The sequence below is a fragment of the Mycobacterium sp. 852014-50255_SCH5639931 genome (assembly GCF_001665605.1).
GTDB lineage: Bacteria > Actinomycetota > Actinomycetes > Mycobacteriales > Mycobacteriaceae > Mycobacterium > Mycobacterium paraffinicum.
Window position 1 is genome coordinate 78,741 of record NZ_LZSV01000031.1, and the last position, 17,102, is coordinate 95,842.

Annotated in this window: 16 protein-coding genes; 7 read left to right on the top strand and 9 right to left on the bottom strand. The window is 69.5% G+C overall.

What is annotated here, in order from left to right; genetic code table 11:
• Window positions 1–82 precede the first annotated feature (82 nt).
• The 4 genes from A5758_RS17950 to ctpC all read left to right on the top strand — a co-directional run bounded on the left by A5758_RS17950 (window position 83) and on the right by ctpC (window position 4,826).
• Window positions 83–1,555 (top strand): LCP family protein, encoded by a 1,473-nt coding sequence (locus tag A5758_RS17950; RefSeq protein ID WP_067742658.1) that lies wholly within the window; start codon window positions 83–85, stop codon window positions 1,553–1,555.
• Window positions 1,543–2,268: a TIGR03089 family protein gene (locus A5758_RS17955; protein WP_197503973.1), complete on the top strand. Its 726-nt coding sequence runs from the start codon at window positions 1,543–1,545 to the stop codon at window positions 2,266–2,268. Before A5758_RS17950 ends, A5758_RS17955 begins: the two co-directional genes overlap by 13 nt.
• Window positions 2,269–2,358: 90 nt before the next feature.
• On the top strand, window positions 2,359–2,640 hold the full coding sequence (locus A5758_RS17960; RefSeq protein WP_066949897.1) for a DUF1490 family protein: 282 nt from the start codon (window positions 2,359–2,361) through the stop codon (window positions 2,638–2,640).
• Window positions 2,641–2,651: 11 nt separating this feature from the next.
• On the top strand, window positions 2,652–4,826 hold the full coding sequence (gene ctpC / locus A5758_RS17965) for a manganese-exporting P-type ATPase CtpC (RefSeq protein WP_067742661.1): 2,175 nt from the start codon (window positions 2,652–2,654) through the stop codon (window positions 4,824–4,826).
• 109 nt (window positions 4,827–4,935) lie between these two features.
• Here the strand turns inward: ctpC and A5758_RS17970 are convergent, their stop codons facing one another.
• Window positions 4,936–5,595: a cation transporter gene (locus A5758_RS17970; protein ID WP_067742664.1), complete on the bottom strand. Its 660-nt coding sequence runs from the start codon at window positions 5,593–5,595 to the stop codon at window positions 4,936–4,938.
• A 65-nt stretch (window positions 5,596–5,660) separates the two neighbouring features.
• Complete coding sequence (locus A5758_RS17975) at window positions 5,661–7,265, bottom strand: AMP-binding protein (protein WP_067742667.1); 1,605 nt, start codon at window positions 7,263–7,265, stop codon at window positions 5,661–5,663.
• A 114-nt stretch (window positions 7,266–7,379) separates the two neighbouring features.
• Between A5758_RS17975 and A5758_RS17980 the strand changes: the two genes are divergently transcribed.
• Window positions 7,380–8,294 carry a class I SAM-dependent methyltransferase gene (locus tag A5758_RS17980; RefSeq protein ID WP_067742872.1) on the top strand — a complete coding sequence of 305 codons (915 nt, stop codon included), beginning with the start codon at window positions 7,380–7,382 and terminating at the stop codon, window positions 8,292–8,294.
• A gap of 13 nt (window positions 8,295–8,307) precedes the next feature.
• A complete protein-coding gene (locus tag A5758_RS17985) occupies window positions 8,308–9,489 on the top strand; it encodes a CoA transferase (RefSeq protein ID WP_067742669.1) in 1,182 nt (393 codons plus the stop codon).
• Between the two features lie 2 nt (window positions 9,490–9,491).
• On the opposite strand, the gene A5758_RS17990 is transcribed toward A5758_RS17985, so the two are convergent.
• The 6 genes from A5758_RS17990 to A5758_RS18015 all read right to left on the bottom strand — a co-directional run bounded on the left by A5758_RS17990 (window position 9,492) and on the right by A5758_RS18015 (window position 15,841).
• The gene (locus A5758_RS17990; RefSeq protein WP_067205287.1) at window positions 9,492–9,932 is read right to left on the bottom strand and encodes a response regulator; all 441 of its coding nucleotides are present in this window, start codon (window positions 9,930–9,932) and stop codon (window positions 9,492–9,494) included.
• The gene (locus A5758_RS17995) at window positions 9,929–11,455 is read right to left on the bottom strand and encodes an ATP-binding protein (protein ID WP_082939757.1); all 1,527 of its coding nucleotides are present in this window, start codon (window positions 11,453–11,455) and stop codon (window positions 9,929–9,931) included. Before A5758_RS17995 ends, A5758_RS17990 begins: the two co-directional genes overlap by 4 nt.
• Window positions 11,456–11,526: 71 nt before the next feature.
• Entirely contained in the window at window positions 11,527–12,720 is a 1,194-nt protein-coding gene (locus A5758_RS18000; RefSeq protein WP_067742675.1) for a PP2C family protein-serine/threonine phosphatase, read from the bottom strand.
• Window positions 12,721–12,856: 136 nt separating this feature from the next.
• The gene (locus A5758_RS18005) at window positions 12,857–14,026 is read right to left on the bottom strand and encodes an acyl-CoA dehydrogenase (protein ID WP_067205276.1); all 1,170 of its coding nucleotides are present in this window, start codon (window positions 14,024–14,026) and stop codon (window positions 12,857–12,859) included.
• A gap of 14 nt (window positions 14,027–14,040) precedes the next feature.
• Window positions 14,041–14,562: a 5-(carboxyamino)imidazole ribonucleotide mutase gene (purE, locus tag A5758_RS18010; protein WP_067742678.1), complete on the bottom strand. Its 522-nt coding sequence runs from the start codon at window positions 14,560–14,562 to the stop codon at window positions 14,041–14,043.
• The gene (locus A5758_RS18015; protein ID WP_082939305.1) at window positions 14,549–15,841 is read right to left on the bottom strand and encodes a 5-(carboxyamino)imidazole ribonucleotide synthase; all 1,293 of its coding nucleotides are present in this window, start codon (window positions 15,839–15,841) and stop codon (window positions 14,549–14,551) included. The genes purE and A5758_RS18015 overlap by 14 nt, the downstream gene beginning before the upstream one ends.
• 97 nt (window positions 15,842–15,938) lie before the next feature.
• Here A5758_RS18015 and A5758_RS18020 point away from each other — a divergent pair, with 97 nt between their 5' ends.
• On the top strand, window positions 15,939–16,598 hold the full coding sequence (locus A5758_RS18020) for a GtrA family protein (RefSeq protein WP_067205262.1): 660 nt from the start codon (window positions 15,939–15,941) through the stop codon (window positions 16,596–16,598).
• On the opposite strand, the gene A5758_RS18025 is transcribed toward A5758_RS18020, so the two are convergent.
• Complete coding sequence (locus tag A5758_RS18025; RefSeq protein WP_066949936.1) at window positions 16,553–17,071, bottom strand: PH domain-containing protein; 519 nt, start codon at window positions 17,069–17,071, stop codon at window positions 16,553–16,555. The two genes, A5758_RS18020 and A5758_RS18025, sit on opposite strands and share 46 nt — an antisense overlap.
• Window positions 17,072–17,102: the final 31 nt, after the last annotated feature.

The window sequence follows — 17,102 nt, forward strand, 5'->3', positions numbered from 1 at the left end:
CCCAGGAAAGCCCGGGCGAACGCCCGGGGCGCGCGGGGGCTCGCTACCCGCGAAGCGGGTGTGCCGCAAGTAACCTAGTGGGATGCCTGTGCAACGTGTGGTCCGTGTGATTGCCACTACGCTCACGCTCGTGGTGGTCCTCGGCACCGGGCTCGCGTGGAGCAACGTCCGGTCCTTCGAGGACGGCATCTTCCACATGTCCGCACCCTCGCTCGGCAAGGGTGGCGACGACGGCGCGATCGACATCCTGCTGGTCGGCCTCGACAGCCGCACGGACGCGCACGGCAACCCGCTGTCCCAAGAGGAGCTGGCCAGCCTGCGGGCCGGCGACGAGGAAGCGACCAACACCGACACGATCATCCTGATCCGGATCCCCAACAACGGGAAGTCGGCGACCGCCATCTCGATCCCCCGCGACTCCTACGTCGCGGCCCCCGGCCTGGGCAAGACGAAGATCAACGGCGTCTACGGCCAGACGCGCGAGGCCAAGCGCACCAGCCTGGTCAAGTCCGGCGATTCGGCCGAGGACGCCGCGGCGCAGGGCACCGAGGCCGGGCGCGAGGCCCTGATCAAGACCGTCGCCGACCTCACCGGCGTCACCGTCGACCACTACGCCGAGATCGGGCTGCTCGGCTTCTCGTTGATCACCGACGCGCTCGGTGGCGTGGACGTCTGCCTCAAAGAGCCGGTGTTCGAACCCCTTTCGGGCGCCGACTTCCCGGCCGGCCCGCAACGCCTGGACGGGTCGGAGGCGCTCAGCTTCGTCCGTCAGCGCCACGAGTTGCCGCGCGGCGACCTGGACCGGGTGGTGCGCCAGCAGGTGGTGATGGCCTCACTTGCCCACCGGGTCATCTCCGGCAAGACGCTGTCCAGCCCCGCCACCGTGCGACGGCTGGAGGCCGCGGTGCAACGCTCGGTGGTGATCTCGCAGGGTTGGGACGTAATGGATTTCGTCCAGCAGATGCAGAAGCTCGCCGGCGGCAATGTCGCGTTCGCCACCATCCCGGTGCTGGACGGGGCCGGCTGGAGTGACGACGGCATGCAGAGCGTGGTGCGGGTGGACCCGCATCAGGTACAGGACTGGGTCAACGGGCTGCTGCACGAGCAGGAGCAGGGCAAGACCGAGGAGATCGCCTACACCCCGGCGAAGACCACCGCCAGCGTGGTCAACGACACCGACATCAACGGCCTGGCATCGGCGGTCTCACAGGTGTTGACCGCCAAGGGATTTGGCGCTGGCGCGGTCGGCAACAACGACGGCAGCCACGTCAAGGGCAGCCAGGTCCGGGCCGCCAAGAGCGACGACCTGGGGGCCCAGGAGGTGGCCAAGGAGCTCGGCGGGCTGCCGGTGGTCGCCGATCCATCCGTCGCGGCGGGCTCGGTCAAGGTGGTGCTGGGCAACGACTACACCGGCCCCGGCTCCGGACTTTCCGGCACCGCGTCGGTGATGCCCGCCCGGGTGTCCAACGTCGGTGCGGTGGCGGCCGACCCGAACGTCCCGGCGCCCTCGCCGATCCTGACCGCCGGTTCCGACAAACCCGAGTGCATCAACTGAGCACGCTCTCCGGCGCCATCCTCGACCCGATGCTGCGGACCGATCCGGTCGGCCCGCGCATCACCTACTACGACGACGCGACCGGCGAGCGCATCGAGTTGTCGGCGGCGACACTGGCCAACTGGGCGGCCAAGACCGGCAACCTGTTACGCGACGAGCTCGGCGCCGGACCGGGCAGCCGGGTCGCGATCCTGCTTCCGGCGCACTGGCAGACCGCGGCCGTGCTGTTCGGGGTTTGGTGGATCGGCGCCGAGGCCGTGCTCGCGTCGGGCCCGGGGGCCGCAACAGACGTAGCCATGTGCACCGCCGAGCGGCTCGACGAGGCGGACGAAACCGGGGCTAGTGAGGTGGCGGTGCTGTCGCTGGACCCGTTCGGCCGCCCGGCGCCCGACCTGCCGATCGGCGTCACCGACTACGCGACCGCCGTGCGGGTGCACGGCGACCAGATCGTCGCCGAATCCCATCCCGGTCCGGCCCTCGCCGGCCGATCGGTCGACGAGGTCCTCACCGACTGCCAAAGCGCCTCCGCCGCAAGGGAATTGACGTCCGACGACCGGGTGCTGTCCACCGCCGCGTGGTCGGAACCCGGCGAGCTGGTGGACGGCCTGCTGGCGATCCTGGCCGTGGGCGGGTCGCTGGTGCAGGTGGCCAATCCCGACCCGTCGGCGCTGCAGCGCAGGATCGAGACCGAAAAGGTCACCCGGGTGCTCTAGGCGCGGCGGATACATATTGATATCGCAATATTTCAATGTTAACGTCGAGCGAGCATCAGCTGACGCCGCGACGACAGGGAGGTCCGGGTAATGGCGGGGTACGCGCTCTTGGCAAAGGCGGCATCGACGGTGGTCACCGGCCTGGTCGGCGTGACGGCCTACGAGGTGGTGCGCAAGGCCGTGGCCAAGGCACCGCTGCACGAGACCGCGGTGTCAGCGGCCGAGCTGGGGTTGCGCGGGACGCGCAAGGCCGAGGAAGCCGCCGAGTCCGCCCGGCTGAAGATCGCAGACGTCATGGCCGAAGCCCGCGAGCGCATCGGCGAGGAAGCGCCCACGCCGGCCGTCGCCGACGTCCACCAGCACGACCACTGATCCCCGCGCAGATGGCGCTCGCCACCGCCCTGGAGCCGGTCCTCTCGAAAGACCCCGCGCTGCAGATCCTTTCGGATGCGGCCGGGCGCATGCGGGTTTCCGTCGACTGGCTGCGGTGCGACTCCCGGCGCGCGGTGGCGGTCGAGGAGGCCGTCGCCAACGAGGACGGCGTGCGCGTGGTGCACGCCTACCCGCGCACGGGGTCCGTCGTCGTCTGGTATTCGCCCCGGCGCTGTGACCGCGCCGCGGTGCTGGCCGCGATCAGCTCCGCCGCGCATGTCGCCGCCGAGCTGATTCCCGCACGCACGCCGCATTCGGAGGAGATCCGCAATACCGACGTGCTGCGGATGGTCGTCGGCGGTGCCGCGCTGGCCCTGCTCGGCGTGCGCCGCTACGTGTTCGTCCGGCCGCCGCTGCTCGGCCCGAACGGCCGGGTTCTGGCCACCGGAGTCACCATCTTCACCGGCTACCCGTTCCTGCGCGGCGCGCTGCGCTCGTTGCGCTCCGGCCGGGCCGGCACCGACGCCCTGGTGTCGGCGGCGACGGTGGCGAGCCTGGTGCTGCGCGAGAACGTGGTGGCGCTGACGGTGCTGTGGCTGCTCAACATCGGCGAGTACCTCCAAGACCTCACCCTGCGCCGGACCCGCCGGGCCATTTCCGAATTGCTGCGCGGCAGCCAGGACACGGCGTGGATCCGGCTGACCGACGGGGCCGAAGTCCAGGTCCCCATCGACACCGTCCAGATCGGCGACGAGGTGATCATCCACGATCACGTCGCGATACCGGTGGACGGCGAGGTGGTCGACGGCGAGGCGATCGTCAACCAGTCCGCGATCACCGGCGAGAACCTGCCCGTCTCCGTCTTGGTCGGAGCGCACGTGCACGCCGGGTCGGTCGTGGTGCGCGGGCGCCTGGTGGTGCGCGCGCAGGCCGTCGGCAACCAGACGGCGATCGGCCGCATCATCACCCGGGTCGAGGAGGCCCAGCACGACCGCGCGCCCATCCAGACCGTGGGCGAAAACTTCTCCCGCCGTTTCGTTCCCACCTCGTTCATCGTGTCTGCCCTCACCCTGGCGGTCACCGGCGATGTGCGCCGCGCGATGACCATGCTGTTGATCGCGTGCCCCTGCGCGGTGGGCCTGTCCACCCCGACCGCGATCAGCGCCGCGATCGGCAACGGCGCGCGCCGCGGCATCCTGATCAAGGGCGGCTCTCACCTCGAACAGGCCGGCCGGGTCGACGCGATCGTGTTCGACAAGACCGGAACGCTCACCGTCGGCCGCCCCGTCGTCACCAATATCATTGCTCTGCACAAGGATTGGGAACCCGAGCAGGTACTGGCCTACGCGGCCAGCTCGGAGATCCACTCCCGCCATCCGCTGGCCGAGGCGGTGATCCGCTCTACCGAGGAACGCCACATCACCATCCCGCCGCACGAGGAGTGCGAGGTCCTGGTGGGCCTGGGCATGCGCACCTGGGCCGACGGCCGCACCCTGCTGCTGGGCAGCCCCGGGCTGCTGCGCGCCGAAAAGGTGCGGGTTTCGAAGAAGGCGTCGGAGTGGGTGGACAGGCTGCGCCGCCAGGCCGAGACCCCGCTGCTGCTCGCGGTCGACGGCAAGCTGGTGGGGTTGATCAGCCTGCGCGACGAGGTGCGGGCCGAGGCGGTCGAGGTGCTGAAGCAGCTGCGGGACAACGGCATCCGCCGCATCGTCATGCTCACCGGCGACCACCCGGACATCGCCCAGGTGGTTGCCGAGGAGCTGGGCATCGACGAGTGGCGCGCCGAGGTGATGCCGGAGGACAAGCTCGAGGTGGTGCGCGGACTGCAGAACGACGGCTACGTGGTCGGCATGGTCGGCGACGGCATCAACGACGCCCCGGCGCTGGCGGCCGCCGACATCGGGATCGCCATGGGCCTGGCCGGAACCGACGTCGCCGTCGAGACCGCCGACGTGGCACTGGCCAACGACGACCTGCACCGGCTGCTCGACGTGCGCGACCTGGGTGCCCGGGCCGTCGACGTCATCCGGGAGAACTACGGCATGTCCATCGCCGTCAACGCCGCCGGGCTGATCATCGGGGCCGGGGGCGCGCTGTCCCCCGTGCTGGCCGCGATCCTGCACAACGCGTCGTCAGTCGCGGTGGTGGCCAACAGCTCCCGGCTGATCCGCTACCGGCTGGACTAGTGGCGACCGCGAGCGCGGCGAAGCCGGGCGAAGCGGGTCGGCGCGCAACAATAGTGGCGATCGCGAGCGCGGCGAAGCCGGGCGAAGCGGGTCGGCGCCGCAGAAACACTCAGCAGCAGCCACAGTCGTGGCCGCGCCAGGCGCGGACGCCCTGCCAGGCGGCGACACCGGCGATCCCGAGTCCGACCGCCGGGTCGATCCACCATCCGCCCGACCACGACGCCGTCGCGGCGAGCCCCACGAGCACCCCGGCCGCCTGGGCGGCACACAGGTAGTTCTGGATTCCCTCGGCCTCGGTGGCTCCCGAATCCAGCCGCAGGCCGAGCCGGCGGTTAGCCCGGCCGAGAATCGGCATCAGCAGCAAACCGGTGGCCGTCAGCGCGATGCCGATCAGCGAGGCCTCGGCGTGGCGTTCACCCATCAGCTCGCGAAGGGATTCGGCCGCAACGTAGGGGGCGGTCAGCCAGAACGACACCGCGACACCGCGTTGCGCGCGCCGCTCGGCGTTCGGGGCAAACGTCCGCGCCCCGCTGAACCGCCACACCACCATCGCGCTGGCCAGCGCCTCGGACACGCCGCCGAGGGCCCACCCGGTGAGGGCCACGGACCCGACGGCCAGCCCCTGCCACAGGCCGATGCCGCCCTCGACGAGCACCGCGGCCAGGCTGACCCAGGCCAGCCGCCGCGCCCACTCGGCGTCGCGCTGCCAACGGGCGTCCCGCGTCGCTGCGATGGTGCATTCATCGGCGATGACAGAGGAAGTGGTCATTGCGCGAGGCTAGCGGCGATCGCGCACGCTCGCGGGCCCAGACACCCGCTAGTAACACAACCGTGTCAAACCCGACTGGTCAGCACCCGCTTGAGCACCTTGCCGCCGGCGTTGCGCGGCAGCTCGTCGACGAACACCACGTCGCGCGGAATCTTGAAGCGCGCCAGCCGGTTTCGCACGTATTCCCGGACGTCGTGCTCGGTCAGCGTCGCGCCCGGCCGGCGCACGAGGTAGGCGCGCAACCGCTGCCCGAACTCCTCGTCGTCGACGCCGACGACGGCGGCGTCGAGGATGCCGGGATGCTGCACAAGCGCCTCTTCGACCTCGCCGGGGTAGACGTTCTCCCCGCCGGAGACGATCATCTCGTCGTCGCGCCCGTCGATGAAGAGCCTGCCGTCGGAATCGAAATGACCGATGTCGCCGGTGGACATCAGTCCCTGAACCGACTCCTTGGTGCCGCCATCGGTGTATCCCTCGAAGGTCAGCACGTTGCCGACGAAGATCCGCCCCGGCGTCGCCGGCGGGACCTCGCGGCCGTCATCGCCGAAGATCTTGACGACCGAGCCCGGGACCACCGCACCCACGCAGCCGGGCGCGGCGGTCAGGTCGGCTGGCGTGGCGATGGTGGCGTAGGCGACCTCGGTTGATCCGTACATGTTGTAGACCACGGGGCCGAGCGCCTCGAGCGCCCGGGTGGCGAGCGCGCCACCGAGCTGGGAACCGCCGATGAACACGATGCGCAGGGACGACAGGTCGTGCTCGGCCAGGGCCGCCGGCCCCAGATCAAGAATGCGCCGCAACATGATCGGCACGACGATCACGGCGCTGGCCCGGTGCGCGGCCACGCTGGCCAGCGTCTCTCGGGCATCGAATTGGCGGCGCAGCACCAGGGTCGAGCCCAGCACCATCGCATACATCGCGTGGCTGAAACCCATCGAATGAAGAAGCGGCACACAGCATTCCGTGACTTCCCGGCCGCGGAACGGCACCTTGCCGAGCAGACCGCCCACCGGTATCAGCGAGTGGGGCTCGGAACGCGCGGCGCCCTTCGGTGTTCCCGTCGTCCCACTGGTCGAGATGACGATCTTGGGTCGCCCACCCGACGAGGGCGGCGGACGGGGATCCCCGCGTTCGATCAGCGCGTCCAGGGTGTCGGGAGCGGGCGTATCCGTCCAGGCCCGGATCCGGCCCAACCTCGGCCGGACGTCCCCGACGACGGCGCTGTACTCCTCGTCGTAGACCAGGAGGTCCGCGCCCTCGCGGGCCAGCGTCTCGGCGAACTGCGTGCGCCCGAAGCCGGTGTTGAGCAGCAGGACGAATGCGCCGCACTTGCCGGCGGCGAAGACGGCCTCGAGAAAGCCCCGGTGGTTGCCGGCCAGGATGGCCACGCCGGCGCCCGGGCCGAGCCCGCGCCGCCGCCACTCGTTGGCCAACGCGTTGGTCCGTTCCTCCAGCTCACCGAACGTCAGGGGCCCGCGCTCGTCGATCAGCGCCACCCCGTCACGGTTTCGCCCGGCGGCGATCGCCGGCGCCGCCCCCAGCAGCCCGTAGCGATCGAGGGCGCGCAGCACCGGCACGATCCGCCCGGGCGGTAGCCACCCCAATCCGCCGGACCGCGCATAGAGAAACAGCGACCGGGCTTCCAAACCCGCGCGCCGGAGAAGTTCCACACCTCGATGCTGCCGCCGGCCCTCGCCTCGGATAAGGGCGCAACGCCACTCCGACAGGGGTCTTTCGTCACCATCGTTACTCTGGTTAACGACTAGACGGAAAGGGCAGTGCCGATGACACGCACCGACAACGACAGCTGGGACCTGGCCACGAGCGTGGGGGCCACCGCCACCATGGTGGCGGCCGGACGGGCCCGGGCCACCCGCGACGCGCTGATCGACGACCCGTTCGCCGAGCCGCTGGTGCGCGCCGTCGGCGTCGATTTCATGACGCGATGGGCCGCCGGCGAATTGAGCTCGGCCGACGTCGACGAACCCGGCGCCCCGTGGGGCATGCAACGCATGACCGACATGCTGGCCGCCCGCACGCGCTACATCGACGCGTTCTTCGCCGAGGCGGGTGCAACGGGCATCCGCCAGGTCGTCATCCTGGCGTCCGGCCTGGACGCGCGCGCCAACCGGCTGCCGTGGGCGGCGGGCACCACGGTGTTCGAGATCGACCAGCCGCAAGTCATCGAATTCAAGACGGCAACCATCGCCGAGCTGGGCGCCCAGCCCACCGCCGAGGTTCGGGCCGTCCCGTTCGACCTGCGCCACGATTGGCCGTCGGCGCTGCGCGACGCCGGCTTCGACACCAAGCGGCCGGCCGCCTGGGCCGCCGAGGGCCTGCTCGGCTTCCTGCCGCCAGAGGCGCAGGACCGGTTGCTCGACGACATCACCGCGCTCAGCGCCGACGGGAGCCGGCTGGTGGCCGAGGTCTTCAGCAACTCCGGTGACAACGGGGACGCCCTGAACGCCGCCAGCGAGAAGTGGCGGGAGAACGGCCTGGACATTGCGCTCGGCGACCTGGGGTTCCCCGGCGAGCGCAACGACGCGGCGACGTATCTGGAGCGGCGGGGCTGGCGCCCGGTTCGCACACCCCTGAATCAGTTGTTGGCCGACAACGGGTTACCTTTGCAGCGCACCGAAGCCGGTGCGCCGTTCGCCGAGAACTACTACTGCATCGCGGAGTTGCACACGGCCCGTTGACGGAAGGCCACCCATGGCAGACAGCACGCACGCCAAGCCGCTTGACGGGTTCCGGGTACTCGATTTCACCCAGAACATCGCCGGGCCGCTTGCCGGCCAGGTGCTGGCCGACCTGGGCGCCGAGGTGATCAAGGTCGAGGCGCCCCTGGGTGAGGCGGCCCGGCAGATCACCGCGGTCCTGCCCGGGCGTCCGCCGCTGCCCACGCTGTTTCTGCCGCACAACCGGGGCAAGAAGTCGGTGGCGGTCGACCTCACGAACGACGAAGCCAAGCAACAGATCCTGCGGCTGGTCGACACCGCCGACGTCGTGCTGGAAGGGTTCCGCCCCGGCGTGATGGAGCGGATGGGCCTGGGGCCCGACGAGTTGCGCGCCCGCAACCCCCGGCTCGTCTATGCGCGGCTGTCGGCCTACGGCGGCAACGGCCCGCACGGCAGCAGGCCGGGCGTCGATCTGATGGTTGCGGCCGAGTCGGGCATGACGACCGGGATGCCGACGCCGACCGGCAAACCGCAGATCATCCCCTTCCAGCTCGTCGACGCCGCCAGCGGTCACGTGCTGGCCCAGGCGGTGCTGGCCGCCCTGCTCAACCGGGAGCGCCATGGCGTGGCCGACGTGGTGCGCGTCGCCATGTACGACGTCGCGGTCAACTTGCAGGCCAGCCAGCTCACGATCCATCTGAACAAGCCCAGCGCGGTGGTCAAGCCCGACGCCACACCGAAGCCCAAGAAGCGCAAGGGAGTTGGCTTCGCCACCCAACCGTCCGACGCGTTCAAGGCCGCCGACGGGTACCTGGTGATCAGCGCGTATGTGCCCAAGCATTGGGCGAAGCTGTGCCAGATCATCGGGCGGCCGGACCTGCTGACCGACGAGCGGTTCATCGATCAGCGTTCGCGGGCAATGAATTACCACGAGTTGACCGAGGAACTCGAGTCGGCGCTGGCCGCCAAGACGGCGGCCGAATGGGTTGAGCTGCTTCAGGAAGGCGGCCTGATGGCCTGCCTGGCCTACACCTGGAAGCAGGTGGTGGACACCCCGCTCTTCGGGGAGAACGAGCTCGCCCTTCCGGTGGGCACCGGCGGCGACGCGGTCACGGTGGTCCGCATGCCGGCGCGCTACGCGAGCTTCGACGCTGTGGTCACCGATCCCCCGCCCGCGCCCGGGCAGCACAACGACGAGTTCCTCACCGCGCCATAGCCTTACAGGCTGGGCAGGCGCACCACCTGGACGAAGAACTCGTCGATCTGCCGGACCGCCTTCATGAACTGATCCAGGTCGACCGGCTTGGTGACATAGGCGTTGGCGTGCAGCTTGTAGCTGCGCAGGATGTCCTCCTCGGCCGAGGAGGTGGTGAGCACGACGACCGGGATGCGGGCCAGGTCCGGGTCGGACTTGATCTTCTCCAGCAGCTGGCGGCCGTCGTACTTGGGCAGGTTCAGGTCCAGCAGGATGAGGTCGGGCCGCGGCGCATCCTCGAACTTGCCGCGCTGGTAGAGGTAGTCGAGGCCTTCCTCCCCGTCGTGCGCCACGTGGAGCCGGTTCTTGAGTTTGTTGTGCTCGAAGGCTTCTCGCGTGATGAGCTCGTCCCCCGGGTCGTCCTCGACGAGCAGGATGTCGATCGCTCTGCCTTCTGATGTCATTGGTGCGCTCCTTCCAAAGCGTCTGAGTCTGCTTCGGCTACGGCCTCGGGCATGGGCAGCGTGAACTCGAACCGCGTCCCCTCGGTGCGGGTCGGGTCGATCCGGATGGTGCCGCCGTGGTGCTCGACGATCTTCTTGACCAACGCGAGGCCGACGCCGGTCCCGGCGTACACGTCGCGACCGTGCAGGCGCTGGAAGATGACGAAGACCTTGTCGGCGAACTCGGGCGGGATGCCGATACCGTTGTCCGACACGGTGATCAACCATTCGCCGTCATGGATGCCGGTGCCCGGCACGCACTCGATGACGACGCGGGGCCGGCGATCTTTGTGCCGGAACTTCACCGCGTTGCCGATGAGGTTCTGCCACAGCATCGTCAGCAACATGGGGTCGCCCTTGATCCGCGGCAGCGCGTCGGGGCGCACGATTTCGGCGTCCGACTCTTCGATGGCGGTGGCCAGGTTGGCCAGGCCGGAGTCCAGCGCCGTGTCGAGGTCCACGTCGGTCTCCGTGGCGCCCAGCCGGCCGACGCGCGAGAAGGTGAGCAGGTCGTTGATCAGCGCCTGCATCCGTTTGGCCCCGTCGACCGCGAATCCGATGTATTCGATGCCGCGCTCGTCGAGCTTGTCACCGTATCGCCGCTCCAGCAGCTGGCAGAACGAGGCGACCTTGCGCAGCGGCTCCTGCAGGTCGTGCGATGCGACGTAGGCGAACTGCTCGAGTTCGGTGTTGGACCGGCGCAATTCGGCCGCCTGCTCGTCCAGCTGCGCCTGGGCCGTACGCGACGTCTCGAGCTCGTCGACCATGCGCTTGCGCATGTTCTCCACGTTGATCGCCATGTCGCGGATGTCTTTGGGCCGCTTCGGCGCCGCGATGCTTTGCTCGAAGTTGCCCTCGGTGATCCGCCGGCACGCCGCGGCCAGCGCGGCGAGTGGGCGCGCGACCGTGTCCCGGATCAGGAACCCCAGCAGCCCGGCCGTGACGAAGAACAGCAACACCATGGCGCCGAACGCCCTGTCGCGCCAGGCATCGACGCGTTTGAGTTCGTTCGCGGCGGTCGTCCGCGCGGCGGACAGATTCGCGTTCTGGCTATCGAAAAGCATTCGCAAATGGTCGAATTCGGCTTTGCCGCGCTCCGCCGACGGTTTGCTCGTGACGTTCTTGCCGTTCGGCATCACGGTGCCGATGACCGGTTCGGCATAGCTCGCCCGCCACTTGGCCGCGGCGTTCTCGATCGCGTCCAGGTCGCCGATGAGGTCCGGACGCTCGCTCAGACGGCGCCGGATCTCGTCCACCGCAGCGTGTTCGGCGTGCTGTCCGTCGTAGTACGGCGTGAGGAATTGCCGGTCCCCGGCGATCAGGTAGCCCCGGATGCCCGTCTCCTGGTCGCGCAGCGCGGCCTGCAGCTGGAAGGCCGCCACGCGCGCCGGCTGGATGTTGTCGAGGAGGTCGCGCGTCATCTGGTCGGTGCGGTCCAGCAACAGCCCGCCGACGAGTGCGCCGGCGAGCACCATCACGCCCATGCTGACCAGGACGAGGGCGTGCCAGCCACGCACCGTGAGCTGCGACAGGGGCAGGCGGCGCGACCTCGGGGTCACGGGGTGGTCCTTTCGACCCGCAGCACGGCGATGTCGTCGGTGAGCCCGCCGTGCGACTGGGCGAGTTCCTGGGCGCCGTCGATGAGCGCGTCGACGAACTCCGGACCCGGTCGGTTCGCGTGCGACCGGGCCAGCTCGAGCAGACCGTCCTCGCCGAGGCGCTGGGTGCCTTGTCCCGAATATCCCTCGAACAGGCCGTCGGTCAGCAGCAGCAGGCCATGACCCGCGGGAAACTCCATCTCATAGCGCGGCCAGTCGTCGTCGGCGCGCAGGCCCAGCGCGGGACCGCCGGGCGGCTCCACCCATTCCACCGTGCCGTCGCGCTGCAACAGCATCCCGGGGTGACCGGCGCGGATGACGGTGATGCGCGGACTGTCGGCCGGGATCTCCAGACTGAGCACGGTCGCGAAAACGCCTATGCCCGTTCGCTCGGAGTGCAGCACCCGCTCGAGCTGCCGCATCAGCTCGACCCCGTGCACGCCGGCGAAGGTGAGCGCGCGGAAGGCGATGCGCAGCGCCGCGCCCAGGGCGGCCTCGTGCGGCCCGTGCCCCGCGACGTCGCCGATCAGGACGTGAACGACCCGGTCGGGCGTCTGGACCACGTCGTAGAAGTCCCCGCACAGCAGCGCGTCCTCGCGGCTCGGCCGGTACCGGGCGACGATGTCGACGCCCGGGTTGTCCAGCAGCAGCGGGGAGGGCAGCAGGCCGCGCTCCAGCAGGGCGTTCTCACGGGCCCTCAGCTGGGTCGCGTGCAGGTCGGCGGCGATCAGCTCGGCGCGCTTGCGCTCGATCGCGTACAGCAGCGCGCGCCGCAGCATCTCGGGCTCGACACGGCCCTTCACCAGGTAGTCCTGGGCGCCCGCGGCGACCGCCGAGGCGCCGAAGTACTCGTCGTTCAGCCCGGTCAGCACGACGATGGGAACCGTGGCGTCGTGCTTGGCGATGCGGTCCAGCGCGTCGATGCCGTTGGCGTCGGGCAGGTGCAGGTCCAGCAGCACGCAGTCGGGCCGGGCGGAGGCAAGCTCACGCTCGGCGTGGGCCATCGACTGCGCCCACACCACCCGGATATCGGCGACCGCATCGGCGATCAGGTCTTCCACCAGCACCGCGTCGGCGCGGTCGTCCTCGACCAACAGCAAAGACAACGACTGCCAATTCGCCGCCGGGGTCGCCGGAGCGCGCATGGGCATCAATTGCCGGTCATCCCGGCGTGCGCAGACGACGCCACGCCGTTCACTGAGACCCCCACGGTCAGACCCATTCGCACGACTCTACGTGTGGCCCCACCACCCCGAATGGCTGCCCTGAGAGATCCTAGCGTCGCGTTCAGCGCAGCAGCGCCCGCGACATGACAACGCGCTGAATCTGATTCGTGCCCTCGTAGATCTGGGTGATCTTGGCGTCGCGCATCATCCGCTCGACCGGGAAGTCGACGGTGTAGCCCGCGCCGCCGAAGAGCTGCACCGCGTCGGTGGTCACCTCCATCGCGACGTCGGAGGCCCAGCACTTGGACGCCGCGGAGATGAAGCCCAGGTTGGATTCGCCGCGTTCCGCGCGGGCGGCCGCGTGGTAGACCATCAGCCGCGCCGACTCCAGCTTCATGGCCATGTCGGCGAGCATGAACTGCACACCCTGGTTGTCGCTGACGGGGCGGCCGAACTGCTTGCGGTCCTTGGTGTAGGCGATGGCGGCGTCCAGCGCGCCCTGCGCGATGCCGACCGCCTGGGCGCCGATGGTGGGGCGGGTGTGGTCCAGCGTCGCCAGCGCGGTCTTGAAGCCGGTGCCCGGCTCACCGATGATCCGGTCGCCCGGGATGCGGCAGTTCTCGAAGTACAGCTCGGTGGTCGGGGAGCCCTTGATGCCGAGCTTCTTCTCTTTGGGCCCGACGGTGAACCCCTCGTCGTCGGCGTGCACCATGAACGAGGAGATGCCGTTGGCGCCCTTGTCCGGATCGGTGACGGCCATGACGGTGTACCAGCTCGACTTGCCGCCGTTGGTGATCCAGCACTTGGCGCCGTTGAGAATCCAGTCGTCGCCGTCGGCCTTGGCCCGCGTGCGCATGGCTGCCGCGTCGCTGCCGGCTTCCCGCTCGCTCAACGCGTAGGACGCCATCGCGGTGCCGTCGGCGATGGACGGCAGCACCTGCTTCTTCAGCTCGTCGGAGCCGCGCAGGATCAGCCCCATGGTGCCCAGCTTGTTCACCGCGGGGATCAGCGACGCAGAAGCGTCGACGCGGGCGACCTCCTCGATCACGATGCACGCCGCGACGGAATCCGCGCCCTGGCCACCGAACTCCTCGGGGACGTGGACCGCGTTGAAGCCGGACGCGTTCAGCGCCTCCAGCGCCTCGTCCGGGAAGCGCGAATTCTCGTCGACGTCGGCGGCGTGCGGGGCGATCTCCTTCTCCGCCAGCGCGCGGATCGCCGCCCTCAGCTCCTGGTGCTCCTCGGGCAACTGGAACAAATCGAACGACGGGTCTCCGGCCCAACCAGCCATCTCAAGCCTCCTTGCTACTCACCGGTAACTTTACCGTGCAGCTGCTGTAGCGCCTCATCCTTGGCGCGCACGCTCTCGGCCAGCTGGCCTTGGAACTCGACGAGGCGGGCCCGCAGCGCGGGATCGGATGAGCCGAGGATGCGCACGGCGAGCAGGCCCGCATTGCGCGCGCCGCCGATCGAGACCGTGGCCACCGGGACGCCCGCGGGCATCTGCACGATCGACAGCAACGAGTCGAGGCCGTCCAGCCGCGCCAGCGGCACCGGCACCCCGATCACCGGCAGCGGCGTCGCCGACGCGACCATCCCGGGCAGGTGGGCGGCGCCGCCGGCTCCAGCGATGATCACCTCGATGCCGCGGTCGGCCGCGCCGCGCGCGTAGTCGAACATCACCTGGGGCGTGCGATGCGCCGAGACCACCCGAACCTCGGCCGGTACGTCGAACTCGGCCAGCGCCGCGGCGGCGTCGGACATCACCGACCAGTCGCTGTCGCTGCCCATGATGACCCCGACGCGGGGTTGCTCACTCATGGCCATTTATGCCGCTTCTCCCGCCTTTTCCTATCGCACTGCTCTGTTTATCGTCGCCGGCATGCGGATCCCATCCGTCCGTCCACTGCCCGTGCGACAACCAGTGTGCCGCCAACTCGGCACGCGTCCGCAGCGCGGCCACCTCCGCCATGTCGGTGCCCAGGAAATTGACGTGGCCGACCTTGCGACCGGGCCGTTCCTCCTTGCCGTAGAGGTGCACCCGGGCGTCGGGCATCCGCGCGAACAGGTGGTGCAACCGCTCGTCGATTGTCATCGCGGGCCGCTCCGCGGCGCCGAGCACGTTGGCCATCACCGTCACCGGCGCGATGGCGTCGGTGTCGCCCAGCGGATAGTCCAGCACCGCGCGCACGTGCTGTTCGAATTGACTGGTGCGCGCCCCGTCCATGGTCCAGTGCCCGGAGTTGTGCGGCCGCATCGCCAGCTCGTTGACGAGCAGCTCTCCGTCGGTGGTCTCGAACAGCTCGACGGCGAACACCCCGACCACGCCCAGCTCGGCGGCCAGGCGCAGCGCCAGCTGCTGGGCCGCGGCGGCGACGTTGTCGGGCAGCCCGGGCGCGGGCGCGATCACCTGCACGCAGATCCCGTCCCGTTGCACCGTCTCGACGACCGGCCACGCCGCGCCCTGGCCGAACGGTGAGCGCGCCACCAGCGCCGACAGTTCGCGGCGCAGACTCACCTGCTCCTCGGCCATCACCGGCACCTCATCGGCCAGGAAGTCGGCCGCGATCTCTCTCGCATGCAGAGGGTCGCGTGCCATCCGCACCCCGCGGCCGTCGTAGCCGCCGCGCACCGCTTTCACGACCACGGGGCCGGCGATGCGCCGCGCGAAGGCATCGAGTTCGTCGACGCTCCGGATTTCGGCGTAGCTGGGCACGGGAACGCCCAGCGACTCCAGCCGCCGCCGCATGACCAGCTTGTCCTGGGCGTGCACCAGCGCCTGCGGCGGCGGGGCGACGTTGACGCCCTCGGCGACCAGCTTGTCCAGCAGCTCGCCCGGCACATGCTCGTGGTCGAACGTCAGGACATGGGCCCCGGCGGCGACCCGGCGCAGGTCTTCCAGCTCGGTGTGTGAACCGATCACGACGTCGGGGGTGACCTGCGCGGCCGGCTCGTCGGCGGCGGTCGCCAGCACCCGCAGCGTCTGCCCCAGGGCGATCGCGGCCTGATGGGTCATCCGGGCGAGCTGGCCGCCGCCGACCATGGCGACCAACGGCGCTACTGCGGGGGCGGCCCTGGGCGGGCGTGTACTCGGCACGGCCATCATGGTGTCACGGCGCGGGCGGCGTGTTGACCGGCGGTGACACCGAATCGTTATGTACGATTTTGCGTCGATTTTGTGTCCGTCCGTACACTGACCACTTGTGCCCTTCGCCGACGCCGCAATCGAACGCATGCCCGGGTTTATTCAGCCCTATTTGCTGCGCCACCACGAACTGATCAAATTCGCCATCGTCGGCGGAACCACGTTCGTGATCGACTCGGCGATTTTCTACACGCTGAAACTGACAATTCTGGACTCCAAGCCGGTCACCGCGAAGGTCATCGCCGGCATCGTCGCGGTGATCGCGTCCTACGTGTTGAACCGCGAGTGGAGCTTCCGCGATCGCGGCGGCCGGGAACGTCACCACGAGGCGCTGCTGTTCTTCGCCTTCAGCGGTGTGGGGGTGCTGCTGTCCATGGCGCCGCTGTGGTTCTCCAGCTACGTCCTGCAGCTGCGGGAGCCGATGGTCTCGCTGACCGTGGAGAACATCGCCGACTTCATCTCGGCCTACATCATCGGCAACCTGCTGCAGATGGCCTTCCGCTTCTGGGCGTTCCGGCGCTGGGTGTTCCCCGACGAGTTCGCGCGCAACCCCGACAAGGCACTGGAATCCGCCCTCACCGCCGGCGGCATCGCCGAGATGCTCGAGGACGAGATCGAGGGCGGGAACGTCACTCCGCTGCGCACCTGGCGCAACCGGGCCGGCCGGCGGGGTCAGCTGGGCGACTCCTCCGAACCCAGGGTGTCGAAAACTTCGTGATACAGCAGCGCGTGCACCTCGCGCAGGCGCGGAATGTCGTAGAACTCCAACGGATCCTGTGACGCCGATTCAATAATCAGCGTGCCGGTGCGAAACATTCGCTCAGTGATCCGATCGCGGAATTCCACGCTGTTGATCCGCGCCAGGGGGATATCGATTCCGGTGCGGGTCAGCACCCCGTGCCGAAACATCACCCGCCGGTTCGTCACGACGAAATGAGTGGTCAGCCAGCTCAGGAACGGCCACAGCGTCAGCCAGCCGACGATTACCAGCCAGATGCCCCAGATGACGCCGTAGATGATGTTCTTGGCCAGCTGCCCCCAATGAGTCGAGTTCAGGTAGCCCGACCCGAACGCCGCCAGCGCGGTCGCCAGCAGCAGGGCCACGACGGGCCAGATCAACCGCTTCCAGTGCGGGTGGCGGTGGACGATAACCTGCTCGCCCGCGGCCAGGACGTTATCCGGGTAGCTCATGCCCGCCGACATTAGCCGCGCGGGGCCGGAC

Coding starts and splice junctions, on each gene's coding strand:
- A5758_RS17950 (WP_067742658.1), top strand. CDS start 83: ATGCCTGTGCAACGTGTGGTCCGTGTGATTGCCACTACGCTCACGCTC.
- A5758_RS17960 (WP_066949897.1), top strand. CDS start 2,359: ATGGCGGGGTACGCGCTCTTGGCAAAGGCGGCATCGACGGTGGTCACC.
- ctpC (WP_067742661.1), top strand. CDS start 2,652: ATGGCGCTCGCCACCGCCCTGGAGCCGGTCCTCTCGAAAGACCCCGCG.
- A5758_RS17970 (WP_067742664.1), bottom strand. CDS start 5,595: ATGACCACTTCCTCTGTCATCGCCGATGAATGCACCATCGCAGCGACG.
- A5758_RS17980 (WP_067742872.1), top strand. CDS start 7,380: ATGACACGCACCGACAACGACAGCTGGGACCTGGCCACGAGCGTGGGG.
- A5758_RS17985 (WP_067742669.1), top strand. CDS start 8,308: ATGGCAGACAGCACGCACGCCAAGCCGCTTGACGGGTTCCGGGTACTC.
- A5758_RS17990 (WP_067205287.1), bottom strand. CDS start 9,932: ATGACATCAGAAGGCAGAGCGATCGACATCCTGCTCGTCGAGGACGAC.
- A5758_RS17995 (WP_082939757.1), bottom strand. CDS start 11,455: ATGGGCGTGATGGTGCTCGCCGGCGCACTCGTCGGCGGGCTGTTGCTG.
- A5758_RS18000 (WP_067742675.1), bottom strand. CDS start 12,720: ATGCCCATGCGCGCTCCGGCGACCCCGGCGGCGAATTGGCAGTCGTTG.
- A5758_RS18005 (WP_067205276.1), bottom strand. CDS start 14,026: ATGGCTGGTTGGGCCGGAGACCCGTCGTTCGATTTGTTCCAGTTGCCC.
- purE (WP_067742678.1), bottom strand. CDS start 14,562: ATGGCCATGAGTGAGCAACCCCGCGTCGGGGTCATCATGGGCAGCGAC.
- A5758_RS18015 (WP_082939305.1), bottom strand. CDS start 15,841: ATGATGGCCGTGCCGAGTACACGCCCGCCCAGGGCCGCCCCCGCAGTA.
- A5758_RS18025 (WP_066949936.1), bottom strand. CDS start 17,071: ATGAGCTACCCGGATAACGTCCTGGCCGCGGGCGAGCAGGTTATCGTC.